The sequence below is a fragment of the Pseudomonas brassicacearum genome (assembly GCF_009601685.2).
Classification (GTDB): Bacteria; Pseudomonadota; Gammaproteobacteria; order Pseudomonadales; family Pseudomonadaceae; genus Aquipseudomonas; species Aquipseudomonas kilonensis_B.
The window spans coordinates 690236-711587 of record NZ_CP045701.2; the positions used below are offsets into that span (position 1 = coordinate 690236).

The 21352-nt window shown below is 61.1% G+C and carries 17 protein-coding genes, 2 tRNA genes and 1 pseudogene; 18 read left to right on the plus strand and 2 right to left on the minus strand.

All coding sequences use genetic code 11. The annotated features are described in order from the left end of the window. The first annotated feature begins 3 nt into the window (after positions 1-3). The 11 genes and pseudogenes from GFU70_RS02955 to GFU70_RS28985 all read left to right on the plus strand — a co-directional run bounded on the left by GFU70_RS02955 (position 4) and on the right by GFU70_RS28985 (position 13055). Entirely contained in the window at positions 4-1434 is a 1431-nt protein-coding gene (locus tag GFU70_RS02955; RefSeq protein WP_153387577.1) for an N-acetylmuramoyl-L-alanine amidase, read from the plus strand. Next, positions 1431-3344 (plus strand): DNA mismatch repair endonuclease MutL, encoded by a 1914-nt coding sequence (gene mutL / locus GFU70_RS02960; RefSeq protein WP_058546525.1) that lies wholly within the window; start codon positions 1431-1433, stop codon positions 3342-3344. The genes GFU70_RS02955 and mutL overlap by 4 nt, the downstream gene beginning before the upstream one ends. Further along, the gene (miaA, locus tag GFU70_RS02965; protein WP_153387578.1) at positions 3344-4315 is read left to right on the plus strand and encodes a tRNA (adenosine(37)-N6)-dimethylallyltransferase MiaA; all 972 of its coding nucleotides are present in this window, start codon (positions 3344-3346) and stop codon (positions 4313-4315) included. Before mutL ends, miaA begins: the two co-directional genes overlap by 1 nt. 91 nt (positions 4316-4406) lie before the next feature. Then, the gene (gene hfq, locus GFU70_RS02970; protein ID WP_058546527.1) at positions 4407-4667 is read left to right on the plus strand and encodes an RNA chaperone Hfq; all 261 of its coding nucleotides are present in this window, start codon (positions 4407-4409) and stop codon (positions 4665-4667) included. 12 nt (positions 4668-4679) lie between these two features. Next, positions 4680-5981 carry a ribosome rescue GTPase HflX gene (gene hflX, locus GFU70_RS02975; protein ID WP_003197227.1) on the plus strand — a complete coding sequence of 434 codons (1302 nt, stop codon included), beginning with the start codon at positions 4680-4682 and terminating at the stop codon, positions 5979-5981. A gap of 85 nt (positions 5982-6066) precedes the next feature. Then, positions 6067-7239: an FtsH protease activity modulator HflK gene (hflK, locus tag GFU70_RS02980; RefSeq protein ID WP_058546528.1), complete on the plus strand. Its 1173-nt coding sequence runs from the start codon at positions 6067-6069 to the stop codon at positions 7237-7239. After that, positions 7239-8108, plus strand: a complete 870-nt coding sequence (gene hflC, locus GFU70_RS02985) for a protease modulator HflC (protein WP_058546529.1) — start codon at positions 7239-7241, stop codon at positions 8106-8108. The genes hflK and hflC overlap by 1 nt, the downstream gene beginning before the upstream one ends. Positions 8109-8433: 325 nt before the next feature. Next, positions 8434-9621, plus strand: coding sequence for an ATP phosphoribosyltransferase regulatory subunit (locus GFU70_RS02990; protein ID WP_058546530.1), 1188 nt, complete (start codon positions 8434-8436; stop codon positions 9619-9621). 54 nt (positions 9622-9675) lie between these two features. Next, the gene (locus GFU70_RS02995) at positions 9676-10968 is read left to right on the plus strand and encodes an adenylosuccinate synthase (protein ID WP_003186407.1); all 1293 of its coding nucleotides are present in this window, start codon (positions 9676-9678) and stop codon (positions 10966-10968) included. A 968-nt stretch (positions 10969-11936) separates the two neighbouring features. After that, positions 11937-12197: pseudogene (locus GFU70_RS28980) on the plus strand (HAMP domain-containing protein); the annotation flags it as partial. Between the two features lie 108 nt (positions 12198-12305). Continuing rightward, positions 12306-13055: a methyl-accepting chemotaxis protein gene (locus GFU70_RS28985; RefSeq protein ID WP_413468845.1), complete on the plus strand. Its 750-nt coding sequence runs from the start codon at positions 12306-12308 to the stop codon at positions 13053-13055. A gap of 214 nt (positions 13056-13269) precedes the next feature. On the opposite strand, the gene GFU70_RS03005 is transcribed toward GFU70_RS28985, so the two are convergent. Continuing rightward, positions 13270-13356, minus strand: a tRNA-Leu gene (locus GFU70_RS03005). Between the two features lie 177 nt (positions 13357-13533). Continuing rightward, positions 13534-13620 (minus strand) — tRNA-Leu (locus tag GFU70_RS03010). Between the two features lie 226 nt (positions 13621-13846). On the opposite strand from GFU70_RS03010, the gene rnr reads away from it, so the two are divergent. The 7 genes from rnr (at position 13847) to dnaB (ending at position 21127) form a co-directional block, all read left to right on the plus strand. Further along, positions 13847-16465, plus strand: a complete 2619-nt coding sequence (rnr, locus tag GFU70_RS03015; RefSeq protein ID WP_058546532.1) for a ribonuclease R — start codon at positions 13847-13849, stop codon at positions 16463-16465. Continuing rightward, positions 16462-17223, plus strand: a complete 762-nt coding sequence (gene rlmB, locus GFU70_RS03020) for a 23S rRNA (guanosine(2251)-2'-O)-methyltransferase RlmB (RefSeq protein WP_153387579.1) — start codon at positions 16462-16464, stop codon at positions 17221-17223. Before rnr ends, rlmB begins: the two co-directional genes overlap by 4 nt. A gap of 309 nt (positions 17224-17532) precedes the next feature. Beyond that, the gene (gene rpsF / locus GFU70_RS03025; protein ID WP_003186395.1) at positions 17533-17961 is read left to right on the plus strand and encodes a 30S ribosomal protein S6; all 429 of its coding nucleotides are present in this window, start codon (positions 17533-17535) and stop codon (positions 17959-17961) included. A 28-nt stretch (positions 17962-17989) separates the two neighbouring features. Continuing rightward, positions 17990-18220, plus strand: coding sequence for a 30S ribosomal protein S18 (gene rpsR, locus GFU70_RS03030; RefSeq protein WP_002551829.1), 231 nt, complete (start codon positions 17990-17992; stop codon positions 18218-18220). A gap of 36 nt (positions 18221-18256) precedes the next feature. Beyond that, on the plus strand, positions 18257-19147 hold the full coding sequence (locus GFU70_RS03035) for a hypothetical protein (RefSeq protein ID WP_116643286.1): 891 nt from the start codon (positions 18257-18259) through the stop codon (positions 19145-19147). An 18-nt stretch (positions 19148-19165) separates the two neighbouring features. After that, entirely contained in the window at positions 19166-19612 is a 447-nt protein-coding gene (rplI, locus tag GFU70_RS03040; RefSeq protein ID WP_058546534.1) for a 50S ribosomal protein L9, read from the plus strand. Positions 19613-19729: 117 nt separating this feature from the next. After that, positions 19730-21127, plus strand: coding sequence for a replicative DNA helicase (gene dnaB, locus GFU70_RS03045; RefSeq protein ID WP_027911801.1), 1398 nt, complete (start codon positions 19730-19732; stop codon positions 21125-21127). Positions 21128-21352: the final 225 nt, after the last annotated feature.

The window sequence follows — 21352 nt, forward strand, 5'->3', positions numbered from 1 at the left end:
TTGATGATGGGGTTTGGTATGCGCTTTCGCGCGGTGGTTGCTGTCGTAGGACTGTTGCTTACGGCAATGGCCGTCGATGCTGTGGCCGAGACAAAGGTCAGCAGCGTTCGCCTCTGGCGGGCGCCGGACAACACACGGCTGGTGTTCGACCTGACGGGCCCGGTGCAGCACAGCGTATTCACCCTGACCGCCCCGGATCGCCTGGTGATCGACATCAACGGTGCGTCCCTGGGCGCGCCATTGAACGTGGCGACCGCCAACACGCCGATTACGGCGATACGCTCGGCCCAACGGACGCCGACCGACCTGCGGGTGGTCATCGACCTGAAAAAAGTCGTGACCCCGAAAAGCTTCACACTGGCTCCCAACGCCCAGTACGGCAACCGGCTGGTGGTTGACCTGTTCGACAACCCGGCCGATGCCGACCCACCGGCACCACCGCCAACCAAGGTCGCCACGGTGCCAGCGGTGCCGGTGACCCCGACCCAACCTACGCTCAAGCTGCCACCGACCCCGTCGGGCAAGCGCGACATCATCGTGGTGATCGACGCCGGTCATGGCGGCGAGGACCCAGGGGCTTCGGGCTCGCGCGGGCAACGTGAAAAAGACGTGGTGCTGTCCATCGCCCGTGAATTGCAGCGTCAGGTCAACGGCATGAAAGGCTTCCGCGCCGAACTGACCCGTACCGGCGACTACTTCATTCCCTTGCGTGGGCGTACCGAAATCGCCCGCAAGAAAGGCGCTGACCTGTTCGTCTCCATCCACGCCGACGCCGCGCCTTCGAAGGCTGCGTTCGGGGCCTCGGTGTTTGCCCTGTCCGACCGTGGCGCGACTTCCGAAACCGCTCGCTGGCTGGCTGATACCGAAAACCGTTCCGACCTGATCGGCGGTGCCGGCAACGTCAGCCTCGACGATAAGGACCGGATGCTCGCCGGTGTCTTGCTCGACTTGTCGATGACGGCCTCGTTGACCTCCAGCCTGAACGTCGGCCAGAAAGTCCTGAGCAACATCGGTCGCGTCACGCCGCTGCACAAGCGGCGCGTCGAGCAGGCCGGGTTCATGGTGCTCAAGTCGCCGGACATCCCGTCGATCCTGGTGGAAACCGGCTTCATTTCCAACGCCAATGAAGCGTCCAAGCTGACCTCCGCCAATCATCAGCAGGCATTGGCCCGCTCGATCAGCAGTGGTGTGCGGCAGTTCTTCCAGCAGAACCCGCCGCCAGGCACCTACATCGCCTGGCTGCGCGACTCTGGCAAGATCGTCCAGGGCCCGCGGGACCATCGGGTCAATCCCGGGGAAACCCTGGCGATGATCGCCGTGCGTTACCAGGTGTCGCCAGCGACCTTGCGCAGCGCCAACCACCTCAAGAGCGACGAGCTCAAGATCGGCCAGACCCTGACCATTCCCGGCAATGACGTGGCGCTCCAGCAATGAGTGATGAAGCGATCGGCAGCACTGCCCGCATCGAACTGCTCAGCCCCCGGCTGGCGAACCAGATCGCCGCCGGTGAAGTGGTCGAGCGGCCGGCGTCGGTCATCAAGGAACTGCTGGAAAACAGCCTTGATTCCGGGGCCAAACGCATCGATGTGGATGTCGAGCAGGGCGGCGTCAAGTTGCTGCGGGTACGCGACGACGGTGGCGGTATTTCTTCCGACGACCTGCCGCTGGCCCTGGCGCGTCACGCCACCAGCAAGATCCGCGACCTGGAAGACCTCGAGCGGGTCATGAGCCTGGGGTTTCGGGGCGAGGCGCTGGCGTCCATCAGTTCGGTGTCGCGCCTGACCCTCACCTCTCGCACCCGCGATGCCGAGCAGGCCTGGCAGGTCGAGACCGAGGGCCGGGACATGGCCTCTCGCGTGCAGCCTGCGGCCCATCCGGTGGGTACCTCGGTGGAAGTGCGCGACCTGTTCTTCAATACCCCGGCCCGGCGCAAGTTCCTCAAGGCTGAGAAGACCGAATTCGATCATCTGCAAGAAGTCATCAAGCGCCTGGCCTTGGCGCGTTTCGACGTGGCGTTCCATTTGCGTCACAACGGCAAGACCATCCTCAGCCTGCACGAGGCCCACGATGATGCGGCCCGCGCCCGCCGTGTCGGCGCGGTGTGCGGTGCAGGTTTCCTGGAGCAGGCATTGCCCATCGAGGTGGAGCGCAATGGCCTGCACTTGTGGGGTTGGGTCGGGTTGCCGACATTTTCCCGCAGCCAGGCGGACTTGCAGTATTTCTATGTGAACGGTCGGGCGGTGCGCGACAAACTGGTGGCCCATGCGGTACGCCAGGCATATCGCGATGTGCTGTTCAATGGCCGGCATCCGACCTTCGTGCTGTTTTTCGAAGTCGACCCGGCCGTGGTGGACGTCAACGTGCACCCGACCAAGCATGAGGTGCGTTTCCGTGACGGGCGCATGGTCCACGATTTCCTCTACGGCACCTTGCACCGCGCCTTGGGCGATGTGCGCCCGGAGGATCAACTGGCGGCTCCGGCGGCGGTGGGCGGCATGGTCCGGCCAACGGGGCTGGACGCTGGTGAATTCGGGCCTCAGGGCGAAATGCGCCTGGCGGCCAATGCACTGCTGGAGCAGCCCCAGTCTCAACCGAGCTACAACACGGCTGGCAGCGGTGCCGGCAGCGGCTATCAGTATCAATACACCCCGCGCCCGCAATCCAGCGTACCGGCGGCCGAGGCCCAGGCGGCCTATCGCGAGTTCTTCAAGCCCTTGCCGGAAGCCGGAGCGGCGGCAATGCCCGACGGCCAGGGCGATATCCCGCCGCTGGGCTATGCCCTGGCGCAACTCAAAGGCATTTATATCCTCTCGGAAAATGCCCAGGGCCTGGTCCTGGTGGACATGCACGCCGCCCATGAGCGAATCATGTACGAGCGGCTGAAAATCGCCATGGCCAGCGAAGGCTTGAGCGGCCAGCCGCTGTTGGTGCCTGAAAGCCTGGCGGTCAGCCAGCGCGAAGCCGATTGCGCCGAAGAGCATGTGGCCTGGTTCCAGCGCCTGGGCTTCGAGTTGCAACGCCTGGGCCCGGAAACCCTGGCGATCCGTCAGATCCCGGCCTTGTTGAAACAGGCCGAGGCCAATCGCCTGGTCAGCGACGTGCTGGCGGACTTGATGGAATACGGCACCAGCGACCGCATCCAGGCGCACCTGAACGAACTGCTCGGTACCATGGCCTGCCACGGCGCGATCCGCGCCAACCGGCGCCTGGCCCTGCCGGAAATGAACGGCCTGCTGCGGGATATGGAAAACACCGAGCGCAGCGGTCAATGCAACCATGGCCGGCCGACCTGGACCCAATTGGGCCTGGACGACCTGGACAAACTGTTCCTGCGCGGTCGTTGATGAACCAGTTGCCACCCGCGATTTTCCTGATGGGGCCGACCGCCGCCGGCAAGACCGACCTGGCTATCGAATTGACCAAGGTCCTGCCCTGCGAGTTGATCAGCGTCGATTCGGCCCTGGTCTATCGGGGCATGGACATTGGCACCGCCAAGCCGTCCAAAGCGCTGCTGGCCGAGTATCCGCACCGGCTGATCGACATCCTCGATCCCGCCGAAGCCTACTCGGCGGCCGATTTCCGTCGTGATGCCCTCCAGGCCATGGCCGATATCACCGCGCGCGGCAAGATCCCGCTGTTGGTGGGTGGCACGATGCTGTACTACAAGGCCTTGGTCGAAGGGCTGGCGGACATGCCGGCAGCCGATCCCGAGGTGCGCGCGCAGATCGAAGAGGAGGCCGCGCGCCTGGGCTGGCAAGCCCTGCACGAGCAGTTGGCGATCATCGACCCGGAGTCGGCGGCGCGTATTCACCCCAACGACCCGCAGCGGCTCAGTCGGGCCCTGGAGGTTTATCGGGTCAGTGGCCAGAGCATGACGGCCCTGCGCCAGCGACAATCTGCGCAAAGTACTGAAGCAGCCGCTTCGGGACTGCAACAATTGCCCTATACTGTCGCGAATCTGGCCATCGCTCCGGCGAACCGGCAAGTGCTGCATCGGCGAATTGAACAAAGATTCACATTAATGTTGGAACAGGGGTTCATAGACGAGGTCGTAGCCCTGCGTGAGCGAAGTGACTTGCATGCCGGGTTGCCGTCTATACGTGCGGTAGGTTATCGACAAGTCTGGGATTACCTGGACGGCAAGCTGACGTCAGCCGAGATGCAGGAGCGTGGGATCATTGCCACGCGCCAATTGGCGAAACGCCAGTTCACTTGGCTGCGCAGCTGGACTGGCCTGCATTGGCTCGACAGTCTCGATTGCGACAATCTGCCACGCGCCTTGAAATACCTTGGGACCATCTCCATATTGAGCTGAGTCCTTGCAATTGCCGTCTATCCTTGGGGGTGTGACGGCCCAAGCCATCTGATTCCGATTTTTATTATTGATCCTTAAAGGAGTGCGGCACATGTCAAAAGGGCATTCGCTACAAGACCCTTACTTGAACACTTTACGTAAAGAAAAAGTTGGGGTGTCCATCTATCTGGTCAACGGGATCAAACTGCAAGGCACGATCGAGTCTTTCGACCAGTTCGTCATCCTTCTGAAAAACACCGTCAGCCAGATGGTCTACAAGCATGCGATCTCGACAGTCGTGCCAGTTCGTCCAATTCGTCTGCCTAGCGCAACCGAATCCGAAGGCGCTGACGCTGAACCGGGTAACGCCTGATAGGAGCCTCCTTTGTTCTTTGAGCGCCACGGTGGTGGTGAACGGGCCATTCTCGTTCACTTGGATGGACAGGACCCTGAGGCGCGCGAAGATCCGCAGGAGTTTCAGGAATTGGCACTTTCGGCCGGCGCCGAGACCGTCGCGTTTTTCAACGTGCCGCGTCATCGGCCAACCGCCAAGTTCCTGATCGGCAGTGGCAAGGTCGAGGAGTTGCGCGACCTGGTCAAGGCCGAACAGGTCGATCTGGTGATCTTCAATCACATCCTCACGCCCAGTCAGGAACGTAACCTCGAACGTGTCTTCGAGTGTCGCGTGATCGACCGTACGGGGCTGATTCTCGATATCTTCGCCCAACGCGCCCGCACCCATGAAGGCAAGCTCCAGGTCGAACTGGCCCAGCTTGAGCACATGAGTACGCGGCTGGTTCGTGGCTGGACTCACCTTGAGCGGCAGAAGGGCGGCATCGGTCTGCGCGGTCCGGGTGAAACCCAGCTGGAAACCGACCGGCGCCTGTTGCGGGTACGCCTGCGCCAGATCAAGGGGCGGCTGGAAAAGGTCCGCAGCCAGCGCGAGCAGTCGCGACGCGGCCGCAAGCGCGCGGACATCCCGACAGTTTCACTGGTGGGCTATACCAACGCCGGCAAATCGACCCTGTTCAATAACGTCACTCAATCCGACGTCTACGCCGCCGACCAGTTGTTCGCCACGCTCGACCCGACCCTGCGCCGGCTCGACCTGGACGACCTCGGACCCATCGTGCTGGCCGATACCGTGGGCTTCATCCGTCACCTGCCGCATAAGCTGGTCGAGGCTTTTCGGGCTACGCTCGAAGAGTCGAGCAACTCCGACCTGCTGCTGCACGTGATCGATGCCGCCGAACCGGACCGGATGCTGCAGATCGAGCAGGTGATGGTGGTACTGGGCGAGATCGGAGCCCAGGACTTGCCGATCCTCGAGGTATACAACAAACTCGATTTGCTCGAAGGTGTGGAGCCGCAGATCCAGCGCGATGCCGATGGCAAGCCGCAACGGGTCTGGCTGTCGGCCCGTGATGGCACCGGCCTGGACCTGCTCAAGCAGGCAGTGGCTGAGCTGTTGGGCAACGATCTGTTTGTCGGCACCCTGAAGTTGCCGCAGCGTTTCGCCCGGTTGCGTGCGCAGTTTTTCGAGCTGGGGGCCGTGCAAAAAGAAGAGCACGACGACGAAGGCGTCTGTTTGCTGGCTGTTCGCCTGCCTCGGGCGGAACTCAATCGACTGGTCAGTCGCGAAGGGCTGCAGCCGATGGAATTCATCGAGCAACACACTTTGCAATAAAAGCCTGAGAAAGCTGTGTCAGGCATTCTGTAGCATTGGTCGGCGCGCCGTGGGTGCGTCTTTGCTTTATCAGATGGAGAGCGCTATGGCTTGGAATGAGCCGGGTGGCAACTCGAATAATCAGGATCCTTGGGGTGGCAAACGTCGTAACAACGGCGACCGCAAGGGGCCGCCGGATCTCGACGAGGCCTTCCGAAAGCTGCAGGAAAGCCTGAACGGTTTGTTCGGTGGTGGTAAAAAACGCGGTGACGATGGTGGCGGTCGTCCGGGCAAGGGTGGCGGTTTAGGCCTGCTCGGCATCGGTCTGGTCGTGCTGGCGGCTGTCTGGCTGTACAGCGCGGTCTATGTCGTGGACGAGCAGGAGCAGGCCGTGGTGCTGCGCTTCGGCAAGTACTACGAGACGGTTGGGCCGGGCTTGAATATCTATTTCCCGCCGATCGACCAGAAGTACCTGGAAAACGTCACGCGTGAGCGGGCGTACACCAAGCAGGGCCAGATGCTGACCGAAGACGAGAACATCGTCGAAGTGCCGCTGACCGTGCAATACAAGATCTCCAACCTGCAGGACTTCGTGCTGAACGTCGACCAGCCGGAAATCAGCCTGCAGCACGCGACGGAAAGTGCCTTGCGCCATGTGGTGGGTTCCACCGCCATGGACCAGGTGCTGACCGAAGGTCGTGAACTGATGGCCAGCGAAATCAAGGAGCGCCTGCAGCGGTTCCTCGATACCTATCGCACCGGTATCACCGTCACCCAGGTCAACGTCCAGAGCGCAGCTGCACCGCGCGAGGTCCAGGAAGCCTTCGACGACGTGATCCGTGCCCGTGAAGACGAGCAGCGTTCGCGCAACCAGGCCGAAACCTATGCCAACGGCGTTGTGCCGGAAGCCCGTGGTCAGGCCCAGCGCATCATCGAGGATGCCAACGGCTACCGTGACGAGGTGGTCTCCCGCGCCAAGGGTGAGGCTGATCGCTTCACCAAATTGGTGGCCGAGTATCGCAAGGCTCCAGAAGTCACCCGCGAGCGTCTGTACCTGGACACCATGCAGGAAGTCTTCAGCAACACCAGCAAGGTCCTCGTGACCGGCAACAAGAACGGCCAGAGCAACCTGCTGTACCTGCCGCTGGACAAGATGGTCGAGAGCGGTCGCAATACCAGCACGCCACCGAACAGCTCGTCGGCCGCCAGCAATGAGACTGGCACCCGTGCGGCGGCGGACCTGCAGCAACAGCAAGCACGTACCAGGGAGAGTCGCTGATGAGCAATAAATCGCTGATCGCCCTTATTGTCGGTGTCGTCGTGGCGATCGCTGCCTGGAACTGCTTCTACATCGTGGCTCAGACCGAGCGCGCGGTGTTGCTGCAATTCGGTCGCGTGGTCCAGGCTGATGTCCAGCCAGGGCTGCATGTGAAGGTGCCGTACGTCAACAAGGTGCGCAAGTTCGACGGCCGCCTGATGACGCTGGATGCACCGACGCAGCGCTTCCTGACGCTGGAAAAGAAAGCCGTGATGGTGGACGCCTATGCCAAGTGGCGCGTGAAGGACGCCGAGCGCTTCTACACCGCGACCTCGGGCCTGAAGCAGATCGCCGACGAGCGCCTGTCCCGGCGCCTGGAATCGGGCCTGCGTGACCAGTTCGGTAAGCGCACGTTGCATGAAGTCGTGTCCGGTGAGCGTGATGCGCTCATGGCCGATATCACCCATTCGCTGAATGCGATGGCGGAAAAAGAGCTGGGTATCGAAGTGGTCGATGTCCGGGTCAAGGCCATCGACCTGCCGAAGGAAGTGAACCGCAGCGTGTTCGAGCGGATGAGCACCGAGCGTGAGCGTGAAGCTCGCGAACACCGCGCCAAGGGTAACGAGCTGGCTGAAGGCATCCGTGCCGACGCTGATCGCCAGCGCCGTGTGTTGCTGGCCGAAGCCTACCGTGAATCGGAAGAGCTGCGTGGTGATGGTGATGCCCAGGCCGCTGCGATCTACTCCAAGGCTTATGGTCAGGATCAGGAGTTCTACGCGTTCTACCGTAGCCTGCGTGCCTACCGTGAAAGCTTTGCGAGCAAATCCGACGTTCTGGTCCTGGACCCAAGCAGCGACTTCTTCCACTACCTGGAAAAGTCCAAGCCTTGATGCGACGTTGACCTGAGACACTCCGCCTGGCGGCTAAAGCGTCGGGCGGGGTGATCCTTTAGGAAAACGTGTGTATGATGCGGCAGCCGGGAAATTCCCGGCTTTTTTGCGTCTGCACGTTCGATTGCGGTTTATGGATGCAGGCGTCGGGTTGAACGACTCGACAGGTTTTTCGAGGGAAGTGCTGGGCGAGGCCGATTGCGGGCCATTCGTCACGTCGCTCTTGCGCGTCTTTTGCCCATGATGCGCGCCTGGCGCAGGCATTTTCTGCTTCACTCAAGGCCAGCCCGAAAGCTGGCCGCCCGGACCATAGGGGAATGGCGTAATGGCAACGGTAGACCGCTGGCTGCTGCCAGATGGCATCGAAGAAGTACTGCCACCGGAAGCTGCGCGTATCGAAGTAGCGCGTCGGCAGGTGTTGGATCTGTTCCAGAGCTGGGGTTACGAGTTCGTCGTCACCCCGCATATCGAGTACCTGGAATCCCTGCTCACTGGCGCGGGCCAGGACCTGGACCTGCGCACCTTCAAGGTTATCGACCCGCAGTCGGGCCGGCAGATGGGCTTTCGTGCCGACATCACGCCGCAAGTGGCGCGCATCGACGCCCACACCCTGCGCCGTGAAGGTCCGAACCGCCTGTGCTACGCCGGCAGTGTGTTACATGCCCAGCCGCGTGCCTTGTCGTCTTCGCGCAGCCCGATCCAGCTGGGCGCCGAGTTGTATGGCGATGCCAGCCCGAGCAGCGACGTAGAGGTCATCAGCCTGATGTTGGCCATGCTGCAACTGGCCGACGTACCGGATGTCCACATGGATCTGGGGCATGTTGGCATCTATCGCGGCCTGGCCCGTGCGGCCTGTTTGTCCGGCGAAGTGGAGCAACAGCTGTTCGATGCCCTGCAACGCAAGGCCATCGACGAAGTCATCAGCCTGACCGAGGGCCTGCCGGCTGATCTGTCGGGCATGCTGCGGGCGCTGGTGGGCCTGTGCGGCGGACGTGAAGTATTGACCGCTGCCCGTGAGCGCCTGGCCCTCGCGCCAGCGCCTGTGTTGGCGGCGCTGGACGACTTGCTGGCGATTGCCGAGCGTCTGTCGGTGCGTTTCCCCGAGTTGCCGTTGTATTTCGACCTGGGTGAATTGCGCGGTTATCACTACCACACGGGTGTCGTGTTTGCCGTTTTCGTCCCGGGCGTGGGCCAGTCCATCGCCCAGGGCGGTCGTTATGACGACATCGGTGCCGACTTTGGTCGTGCCCGTCCGGCGACCGGTTTTTCTACCGATTTGAAAACCCTGGTGACCCTGGGGCGTGCTGAAGTCGAGCTACCGTCTGGCGGTATCTGGATGCCTGACAGTACGGATGCGGCACTCTGGCAAGCAGTCTGCCAGTTGCGCAGTGAGGGTCAGCGTGTCGTCCAGGCCTTGCCTGGGCAGCCTTTGGCCGCCGCCCGTGAAGCGGACTGCGACCGGCAATTGATTCAGCAGAACGGGCTTTGGCAAGTATTGCCGCTGGCTTCTTGAGTTTTCCTGCCGGCCGCGGCCGGCACCAAGTTTGCGCGAATGAGGACAAGTGTTATGGGTAAGAATGTCGTAGTCCTGGGCACCCAGTGGGGTGATGAGGGCAAAGGCAAGATCGTTGATCTGCTGACCGAACATGCTGCCGCCGTAGTGCGCTACCAGGGTGGCCACAACGCAGGTCACACCTTGGTGATCGACGGTGAAAAAACCGTCCTGCACCTGATTCCGTCGGGCGTGCTGCGCGAAGGCGTCCAGTGCCTGATCGGCAACGGTGTGGTGGTTGCTCCCGACGCCCTGCTGCGGGAAATCATCAAGCTGGAAGAGAAAGGCGTACCGGTGCGCGAGCGCCTGCGTATAAGCCCGTCCTGCCCGCTGATCCTGTCCTATCACGTCGCGCTGGACCAGGCCCGTGAAAAGGCCCGTGGCGAGCTGAAGATCGGCACCACCGGTCGCGGCATCGGCCCGGCTTACGAAGATAAAGTCGCCCGTCGTGGGCTGCGCATCGGTGACCTGTTCCATCGTGAGCGTTTCGCCGCCAAGCTGGGCGAGTTGCTGGACTACCACAACTTCGTCCTGGTCAATTACTACAAAGAGCCGGCCATCGACTTCCAGAAAACCCTGGACGAGTGCATGGAGTACGCCGAGCTGCTCAAGCCGATGATGCTCGACGTCACGGCCGAGTTGCACGAGCTGCGTCGCGCCGGCAAGGACATCATGTTCGAAGGCGCCCAGGGTTCGCTGCTGGACATCGACCACGGTACCTACCCGTACGTCACCAGCTCCAACACCACCGCCGGCGGCATCGCCACCGGTTCGGGTTTCGGCCCGATGTACCTCGACTACATCCTGGGTATCACCAAGGCTTACACCACTCGCGTGGGTTCTGGTCCGTTCCCGACTGAGCTGTTCGACGACGTCGGCGCCTTCCTGGCCAAGCGTGGCCACGAGTTCGGTGCTACCACCGGCCGTGCCCGTCGTTGTGGCTGGTTCGATGCCGTCATCCTGCGTCGCGCTATCGACGTCAACAGCATCTCGGGCCTGTGCCTGACCAAGCTGGACGTGCTGGACGGCCTGGAAACCATCAACATCTGCGTGGGCTACAAGAACCAGGACGGTGCCGTCATCGACGCACCGACCGACGCGGACAGCTACATCGGCCTGGAGCCGGTGTACGAGCAGATGCCGGGCTGGACTGAATCGACCGTGGGCGCCAAGACCCTGGAAGAGCTGCCCGTGGCGGCCCGCAACTACATCAAGCGCGTCGAGGAGTTGGTCGGTGCGCCGATCGACATTATTTCGACGGGGCCGGACCGTAACGAAACCATCGTTCTGCGTCACCCATTTGCCTGATAAGTCGTTGATGTAAAACACAAAGGTCCCTCGTTTTGGGGCCTTTGTCGTATCTGCCTGCCGAGCGGCACGACCTTTGCTTCGCATCGTTAACAATAAGTACTTCTTTGAAGTGCCATCAAATTAATGGCGTTTAGTAGAGGGATTCCCCTGTGTCGGCCGTTCTCTCACTGTTACAAAGCCGTCTATTGCGGCCAGTGTTCGTTACCCTGGGTATCGCCCTTTTGGTGCAAGTGCTCGTAGCCGTCGCGCTGACTCGAAGCACGGTCACCGCGCTGGAGGCCGAATTAGAGGCCCGGCTAGGGGGTGACAGTCAGAAACTGTCTGATGAACTGGAGCAAGCTGGGCGTGAGGTCACCTCTAGTCTGGACAGTTTGTCTGCCAGCACTCGTCAGCGCCTCACCGCCGGTTTATCGACGCGCCTGAAAGACGAGCAGGCGCAATTGCGCACGACGCTCGAGAAATCGCTCAAGGATTCCGCCAATGATATGGCGCAACTCCTGGCCTCGGTCGCGCCACGCGCCATGTGGGACAGCGACATACCGACCCTCTCCGAATTCGCCCGCCGGGCCCAGCGCAACCCCAATGTGCTGTTCGTTATTTATGACGACGCCAGCGGTGAGCACCTGACCCGCTACCTGAATCGGCAAAACCCGATCAACAAGGCGCTGCTGGAAAAAGGCAAGGGCGAGCGGGCGTTGGACAAAGTGCTGGATGCGGCGAAGAGCGACCCGTCGGTGTATTACCTCGAAGCCTCGATCAGTCCCAATGGCGTAGAGATCGGTAAAGTCTTGATGGGGGTTTCCACGGCCGCCGTTGAAACCGACCTGAAGGCGCTGGACCAACGCTTCTCGGCCTTGATTGCCAGCGGCGACCAGTTGGTCGGCGATAGCCTAAAGGGGGCAGCGGCGGACAGCGCCACCGCCATGCGCGGTCGACTGGAGTCGGCCCAGGCCACTGCCACACAGATGCAGACCAACACCGCCAGCACCGTGCAGGAAGCGGCAGGCACCTTGCGCTGGCGCATCGGCCTGGGCCTGGCGCTGGTGGGCTTTGGTGTGCTGGTCTTGCTGGCCGTGGTGCTGGGGCGTCGGGTGGTCAATCGCTTGAAGTTGCTGATCGCGGCCATGAACGACCTGGCGGCAGGCGAGGGCGACCTGACCAAGCGTGTGCAAATCAACAGCAAGGACGAAATCGGCGACATGGCGTCGGCGGTCAATCGCTTTGTGGATAAGTTGCAACCTATCGTGCGCGAGGCGGGCGATGTGGCCCAGCGTACCGGTGTGGAAATCGGTGCGATGACCTTGCGCAACTCCGGTGCCGATGCGGCGGCCGGGATGCAGCGTGATGAAGTGGCCGAGAGCCTGCGTGCGCTGTCGCAAATGGCTGATGAGGCTCAGTCGGAAAGCCAGGCGATGCAGGCGGCCTTGCAGCAGGTGGTGGAGATCCGCCAGGCCACCGATGAAAACACCCGCACTTCGGCCAAGGTCGGGGGCTTGATCGAGGCGTTGGCCGGACAGGTCGACACTGGGGCGAAAGTGATCGAGCGGCTGGCGCAGCAGAGCGAACAGATCGAGGTGGTGTTGACGGTGATTCACGGCATCGCCGAGCAGACTAACCTGCTGGCCTTGAACGCGGCCATAGAGGCGGCGCGGGCCGGGGAAACCGGGCGGGGATTTGCCGTGGTGGCGGATGAGGTGCGGGCCTTGGCGAGCAAGACCCAAAGCTCAACGGGTGACATCCAGGCGCATATCGTGGCCTTGCAGCAGGGGGCTCGCGAGGCAGTGGCTGCTATCGGCCAGGCCGGGCGCCAGGCCAGTGAAGGTTTGTTGGTACTGCGAGACAGCGCGCGGTTGCAGCAGTCGGTGCAGGCGTCCGTAGAGCAGGTGCATGCGGCCATTGGTCTGGCGACTCAGGCCGCGGCCCATCAGGCCCAGGGCGCGCAAGCGGTGCGCGGGCGGGTGGAAACTATCCATGCCCAGGCCGAGAAAGCGGCTCAGGCCGTGGTCGAGACCACCGCCAGCGGCAAGGTGCTCGACAGCCTGGCGGCGCAGTTGAAGGCAAGCTTGGGGCAGTTCAGGGCTTGATCGGGCGGCTGGGCTGACCTCATCGCGAGCAAGCTCGCTCCCACAGGTGATTTTTAGTGGATACAGATTTTGTGTCCGGCATGAATCCCTTGTGTGCGAGCTTGCTCGCGATAGCGATGTCAGTGACTCGGATATATTTCCAGAGCCCAGAAACGCAAAAACCCGCTTTCGCGGGTTTCTGTGAAGTTCAAGGTTGTAACCTTGAAACTTGAATTGGTGCCCAGAAGAAGACTCGAACTTCCACGACCTTGCGGTCACCAGCACCTGAAGCTGGCGTGTCTACCAATTTCACCATCTGGGCAGCATCTTCAGCGTTGCCGCTGTTGATGTGGCGCACTATACGGAGCGCATTTTGATCTGTAAACCCCTGTTTTTGTTTTAGTAATTGCCAAATGCAATTGCAGGGGGGCAAAAATGCAAAAACCCGCTTTCGCGGGTTTTTGTTGAGCTGCCAGGTCATTGACCTGTTGCTCGAAATTGGTGCCCAGAAGAAGACTCGAACTTCCACGACCTTGCGGTCACCAGCACCTGAAGCTGGCGTGTCTACCAATTTCACCATCTGGGCAATATCGACATCGTGTGTACGTCGTCGATGGCGCGCACTATACGGAGCGTCTTTTTAACTGTAAACCCCTTCTGAGAAAAAAACCGCTAAATTTCACGAGCGGTGCTTTTCCGGGCTTCCAAGGCAGGCCAAATGTCTTTAGAAAAGCGATCGGATGCTTGAAATTTCCCGTTTCATTAAGCCTATGCCAAACTAACCCGCATATAGACAAGGTGAAAACTCTCTAATGGCCGATTGGCAGTCCCTCGATCCCGAGGCCGCTCGTGAAGCGGAAAAATATGAAAACCCTATTCCTAGCCGCGAACTGATCCTGGCGCATCTCGCCGATCGGGGTTCGCCTGCTAGCCGCGAGCAGTTGGTCGAAGAGTTCGGTCTGACCACCGAGGACCAACTCGAAGCCCTGCGCCGCCGTCTGCGCGCCATGGAGCGCGACGCTCAACTGATCTACACCCGGCGCGGCACCTATGCGCCGGTGGACAAGCTCGACCTGATCCTGGGCCGCATCGCCGGTCACCGTGACGGCTTCGGTTTCCTGATCCCGGACGACGGCAGCGACGACCTGTTCATGAGCCCGGCGCAAATGCGCCTGGTGTTCGACGGTGACCGGGCCCTGGCCCGTGTGTCCGGCCTGGATCGCCGCGGTCGTCGTGAAGGCGTGATCGTCGAAGTGGTGTCCCGTGCCCATGAAAGCATCGTCGGCCGTTACTTCGAAGAAGGCGGCATCGGCTTTGTCGTCCCGGACAACCCGAAGATCCAGCAGGAAGTGCTGGTCACTCCGGGCCGCAACGCCAACGCCCAGGTCGGTCAGTTCGTGGAGGTGAAGATCACCCACTGGCCAACCCCGCGCTTCCAGCCACAAGGCGATGTGGTGGAAGTGGTCGGCAACTACATGGCGCCAGGCATGGAAATCGACGTTGCCCTGCGCACCTATGACATTCCACACGTCTGGCCTGAGGCGGTCCTGAAAGAGGCGGCCAAGCTCAAGCCGGAAGTCGAAGAGAAAGACAAAGAGAAGCGCATCGACCTGCGTCACCTGCCGTTCGTCACCATCGACGGTGAAGACGCCCGGGACTTCGATGATGCGGTCTATTGCGAAGCCAAGCCTGGCAAGCTGCGCCTGTTCTCCGGCGGCTGGAAGTTGTACGTGGCCATTGCCGACGTCTCCAGCTACGTGAAGCTCGGTTCGGCGCTGGACGCCGAGGCCCAGGTACGCGGCAACTCGGTGTATTTCCCCGAGCGCGTCGTGCCGATGCTGCCTGAGCAACTGTCCAACGGGCTGTGCTCGCTCAATCCTCAGGTCGATCGCCTGGCCATGGTTTGCGAGATGACCATCTCCAAGTCCGGCGAAATGACCGACTACTGCTTCTACGAAGCGGTGATCCATTCCCACGCCCGCCTGACCTACAACAAGGTCAGCGCGATGCTGGAGACGCCGAAGCTGGCCGAGTCGCGCAAGCTGCGTGGCGAATACACCGATGTCGTGCCGCACCTCAAGCAGCTCTATTCGCTGTACAAGGTGCTGCTGGGGGCGCGTCATGTGCGTGGTGCGATCGATTTCGAAACCCAGGAAACCCGGATCATCTTCGGTACCGAGCGCAAGATCGCCGAAATCCGTCCGACCGTTCGCAACGACGCGCACAAACTGATCGAGGAATGCATGCTGGCGGCCAACGTGGCCACCGCCGAGTTCCTGAAGAAGCACGAGATTCCTGCGTTGTACCGGGTCCACGACGGTCCGCCGCCGGAGCGCCTGGAAAAACTGCGGGCGTTCCTGGGTGAGCTGGGCCTTTCCTTGCACAAGGGCAAGGAAGGTCCGTCGCCCAAGGATTACCAGGCCCTGCTGGCGAGTATCAAGGACCGTCCGGATTTCCATCTGATCCAGACCGTCATGCTGCGCTCGTTGAGCCAGGCGGTGTACAGCGCCGACAACCAAGGCCACTTCGGCCTGAATTACGAAGCCTATACCCACTTCACTTCGCCGATCCGCCGCTACCCCGACCTGCTCACGCACCGGGCGATTCGCAGCGTGATCCATTCGAAGATGAACACCCCGCACGTCAAGCGTGCCGGTGCGATGACCATTCCGAAGGCGCGTATCTATCCGTACGATGAAGCGGCCCTGGAGCAGCTTGGTGAGCAATGCTCGATGAGCGAGCGGCGCGCCGACGAAGCGACGCGCGACGTGGTGAACTGGCTCAAGTGCGAATACATGAAGGATCGCGTGGGCGAGTCGTTCCCGGGCGTGATCACCGCCGTGACCGGTTTCGGCCTGTTCGTCGAACTGACCGATATCTATGTCGAAGGCCTGGTGCATGTCACCGCGCTGCCGGGCGACTACTATCACTTCGACCCTGTGCATCACCGTCTGGCGGGCGAGCGCACCGGGCGCAGCTTCCGTCTTGGCGATACCGTCGAAGTGCGGGTGATGCGCGTCGACCTCGACGAACGCAAGATCGACTTCGAGATGGCGGAAAAAACCATCAGCGCGCCGATCGGCCGCAAGAAACGCGGTACCGAAACCACGGCGCCTGCGGCCAAGACTGCCGCCGAGCCAGCATCGTCCAGGTCTGGGCGTCGCGGTGCGGCCAAGGAAAAGGTAGTCGAAGCCTATCGTCCGAGCGATGCGGCGGCAAAAAACGCTGAGCTGCGCAAAAGTCGTGAAATGAAGCAGGCGTTGCTGGCCGAAGCCAAGAACGGTGGTAAAGCGGCGTCTGGGGGAAAGGCTGGAAGGTCGGCCCCGGACAAGGCGACCAGCAAGCCGAGCAAACACCGTAAAGGCCCGCCGAAAGCGGGCTCGGCCCCAGCCAAGAGCGGCGGGGCGCGTAAACCCAAGGCCAAGTCATGAGTCAGTTGGAAAAAATCTACGGCGTGCATGCCGTGGAGGCGTTGTTGCGTCATCACCCCAAGCGGGTCAAGCAGATCTGGTTGGCGGAGGGGCGTAGCGATCCACGCGTCCAGACGCTGATCGAGCTGGCCAGCGAAAGCCGCGTTGCGGTGGGCCAGGCCGAGCGGCGCGAGATGGACGCCTGGGTCGAAGGCGTGCACCAGGGCGTCGTGGCCGAGGTCAGCCCGAGCCAGGTCTGGGGCGAGGCGATGCTCGACGAACTGCTCGATCGCACCGAAGGCGCTCCCCTGCTGCTGGTGCTGGACGGCGTGACCGACCCGCATAACCTTGGCGCTTGCCTGCGTTCGGCAGATGCGGCCGGTGCGTTGGCGGTGATCGTGCCTAAAGACAAGTCGGCAACCTTGACGCCAGTGGTGCGCAAGGTGGCCTGCGGCGCGACGGAAGTGATTCCGCTGGTGGCGGTGACCAACCTGGCGCGCACCCTGGAAAAACTCCAGCAGCGCGGCTTGTGGGTGGTCGGTACGGCGGGCGAGGCCGAGGTCAGTATTTACGACCAGGACCTGACGGGCCCGACGATCCTGATCATGGGGGCCGAAGGCAAGGGCATGCGCCGCCTGACCCGCGAGCACTGCGATTACCTGGTCAAGCTGCCGATGGCCGGCAGCGTCAGTAGCCTCAACGTTTCGGTCGCGACCGGTGTGTGCCTGTTCGAAGCGTTGCGCCAGCGCAGCGTCAAGGCTGTCGCCAAAAAGCCCTGACATACCCTTGTAGGAGCTGACGAGTGCAACGAGGCTGCGATCTTGTCCCTGACACTTGAGTCTCAAGCGAAAGATCAGGATCAAAAGATCGCAGCCTTCGGCAGCTCCTACATTGTTCAGCTTCGCAATCGTCGGTGGTTGTTCAAATAATCGCCAATTGCCTTGCACCTCCCTCGGCCCTTCTCTACAATTGCGCCCCTTGCTGTGATGGCAGGCACTTATGTGTCTAGCGTCCACAAGTCCATAAGTGTCATTCACTCCTTGTCTGACCGTTTTTGAGCGGCAGGCTACAACCCGTAAGGAGCATTCATGCGTCATTACGAAATCATCTTTTTGGTCCACCCGGATCAAAGCGAGCAAGTCGGCGGCATGGTTGAGCGTTACACCAAGCTGATCGAAGAAGACGGCGGCAAAATCCACCGTCTGGAAGATTGGGGCCGTCGTCAACTGGCCTACGCAATCAACAATGTTCACAAGGCTCACTACGTGATGCTGAACGTTGAGTGCACTGGCAAGGCCCTGGCCGAGCTGGAAGACAACTTCCGCTACAACGATGCAGTGATCCGTAACCTGGTCATCCGTCGCGAAGAAGCCGTCACCGGCCAATCCGAGATGCTCAAGGCTGAAGAAAACCGCAGTGAGCGCCGTGAGCGTCGCGACCGTCCTGAGCACTCTGACAGCGCCGATGGCGATGACAGCGATAGCGACAGCGACAACAGCGATAACGCTGACGAGTAATCCACGGACCTTTTAAGGAGCCAATCACATGGCACGTTTCTTCCGTCGTCGTAAATTCTGCCGCTTCACCGCTGAAGACGTGAAAGAGATCGATTACAAAGATCTCAACACTCTGAAAGCCTACGTATCCGAGACCGGCAAAATCGTTCCAAGCCGTATCACCGGTACCAAAGCTCGTTATCAGCGTCAGCTGGCCACCGCTATCAAGCGCGCCCGCTTCCTGGCCCTGCTGGCCTACACCGACAGCCACGGCCGCTGAGACCGGGCAGTCGACGAGTAGTAAGGGATTGAATGCATGCGCGCCTTAGCTGACTTCATCATGCGGGGACGTGTGCAGGCCACGTTGGTTGTGGCCGGATCCGCGGCATTGCCGCTGTTGTTCTGGTTGAGTGCCGCCGCTGGGTGCCTTGTGCTCCTGCGGCGCGGTTCGGACGCCTTGAGCGTCCTGGGTATCGGGTTGTTGTCAGCGTTGGTGAGCTGGTACTTCCTGAAGGACCCGACAACACTTTTGGTGTTGCTCGGGGCTTGTGGCCTGGCGTTGGTTTTGCGCGCCGGACATACCTGGAACCGCGTGCTGCTGTGCAGCGTGGCCGTGGGGTTGTTGTGTGCGGTGAGTCTGGGAGCTGTATTCAGCTCCTTCATCGAGTCACTGGCGCAGACGTTCGAACACGTCCTGCCGCTGGCGATGGGTGAGGTCTACGAGACATTCTCGGCAGACCAGAAGGCGTCTCTCACCGCCCTGAGCGCTCCGCTGATGATCATTTCGATAGCGTCTTCGCTGCAGATCTTTAGCGTGCTGTGCCTGATTCTTGGGCGCTATTGGCAGGCGTTGTTGTATAACCCCGGTGGTTTCGGTCGCGAATTTCGCGCCATCCGATTCCCCAAGAGCGTGGCGCTGTCACTGCTGGCCGTCATGTGTGTGGCTCCGTTTTTCGGGCTGCATGCACTGATCCTGTTGCCGTTGTGCAGTGTACCGCTGGTCTTCGCCGGCCTGGCTCTGATTCACGGGCTGGTGGCGCAGAAGCGACTGGCCACGTTCTGGCTGGTGGGGTTGTACGTGACGTTGTTGCCTTTCATGCACTTGCTCGGTCCGTTGCTCGTGGTCATGGCCATCGTCGACAGCCTGATTGATTTTCGCGGTCGTATGGCGCCGAAAGACGCCGACAACGCGAACGGTGAAGGTTAAAAGTTAGAGGATTTTCACATGCAACTGATCCTTCTGGAAAAAGTCACCAACCTGGGCAACCTGGGTGACAAAGTAAACGTTAAGGCCGGCTACGGTCGTAACTACCTGCTGCCTTACGGCAAAGCCACCGCTGCGACCGCTGCCAACCTGGCTGCGTTCGAAGAGCGTCGTGCTGAGCTGGAAAAAGCCGCTGCCGACCGTAAAACTTCGGCTGAAGACCGTGCTGCCCAACTGGCCGAGCTGGAAGTGACCATCACTGCCACCGCTGGCGACGAAGGCAAGCTGTTCGGTTCGATCGGTACTCACGACATCGCTGACGCACTGACCGCCTCCGGCGTTGAAGTGGCGAAAAGCGAAGTTCGTCTGCCGAACGGCACCATCCGCAACGTAGGTGAATTCGACGTAGCCGTGCACCTGCACGCCGAAGTTGAAGCCACCGTACGCGTTGTCGTGGTAGCAGCCTAAGCAATACCTGTCGGCTGGCACCCTCGGGTGCTTGCCGGTAACATCGGGCACGATCCTGTTTACAGGTCGTGCCCTTTGTCTTTCTGCAATTCCTGATTTTCATAACCAGAAGTGGCCATGAACGAAATCACCGCTCCCGAGCAATACGATCTGCAAACCGCTGCCCTGAAGGTACCTCCGCATTCCATCGAGGCCGAACAGGCCGTGCTCGGTGGCCTGATGCTGGACAATAACGCCTGGGAGCGTGTGCTCGATCAAGTCTCCGACGGCGATTTCTACCGGCATGACCACCGCCTGATTTTCCGTGCGATCGCCCGTCTGGCCGATCAGAACATGCCGATCGACGTCGTCACCCTGGCCGAGCAATTGGACAAGGAAGGGCAGACGTCCCAGGTCGGCGGCCTCGGTTACCTGGGCGAACTGGCGAAAAACACGCCGTCTGTCGCCAACATCAAGGCCTATGCCCAGATCGTGCGCGAGCGGGCGACCTTGCGCCAATTGATCGGTATCAGCACCGAGATCGCCGACAGCGCCTTCAACCCGGAAGGCCGCACTGCCGCCGAGATCCTTGACGAAGCCGAACGGCAGATCTTCCAGATCGCCGAGGCCCGCCCGAAGACCGGCGGGCCGGTGAGCGTCAACGACTTGCTGACCAAGGCCATCGACCGCATCGACACCTTGTTCAACACGGACAACGCCATCACCGGCCTGTCTACCGGTTACACCGACCTCGACGAGAAGACCAGCGGCCTGCAACCGTCCGACCTGATCATCGTCGCCGGCCGTCCGTCCATGGGTAAGACCACCTTTGCGATGAACCTGGTGGAAAACGCCGTGCTGCGCAGCGACAAGGCGGTGCTGGTGTACTCCCTCGAGATGCCAGGCGAATCGCTGATCATGCGTATGCTTTCGTCCCTGGGGCGTATCGACCAGACCAAGGTCCGTTCCGGCCAATTGGAAGACGATGACTGGCCGCGCCTTACCTCGGCGGTCAACCTGCTCAACGACCGCAAGCTGTTCATCGACGATACGGCCGGTATCAGCCCGTCGGAAATGCGCGCCCGTACCCGTCGCCTGGTGCGTGAGCACGGTGACATCGCACTGATCATGATCGACTACCTGCAGTTGATGCAGATCCCCGGTTCCAGCGGCGACAACCGGACCAACGAGATTTCCGAAATCTCCCGTTCCCTCAAGGCCCTGGCCAAGGAATTCAACTGCCCGGTGGTGGCACTTTCCCAGTTGAACCGTTCCCTGGAACAGCGCCCCAACAAGCGTCCGGTGAACTCCGACTTGCGAGAATCCGGAGCGATCGAGCAGGACGCCGACGTCATCATGTTCGTGTACCGCGACGAGGTATATCACCCCGAGACGGAGCACAAGGGCATTGCCGAAATCATCATCGGCAAACAGCGGAACGGCCCGATCGGCTTCATTCGCCTGGCGTTCATCGGTAAGTACACCCGGTTCGAGAACCTGGCGCCGGGTAGCTACAATTTTGATGACGACGAGTAACCTGTTCGGCATCTCTTGAGGCAAACCCCTTTTTCAGAAGGTTGTGCTTCTCCTGTGGGAGCGAGCTTGCTCGCGATGGCGGTATAACAGTCAACACATGCATTGAGTGGGCTGACCCCCTCGCGAGCAAGCTCGCTCCCCCATGTGATGTGCAGTGCGCGACCAATTTCCGACCATAGCCGTCGGAATTGGTTATTTTTTGTGCTATATTCCGCGCCCGCGATT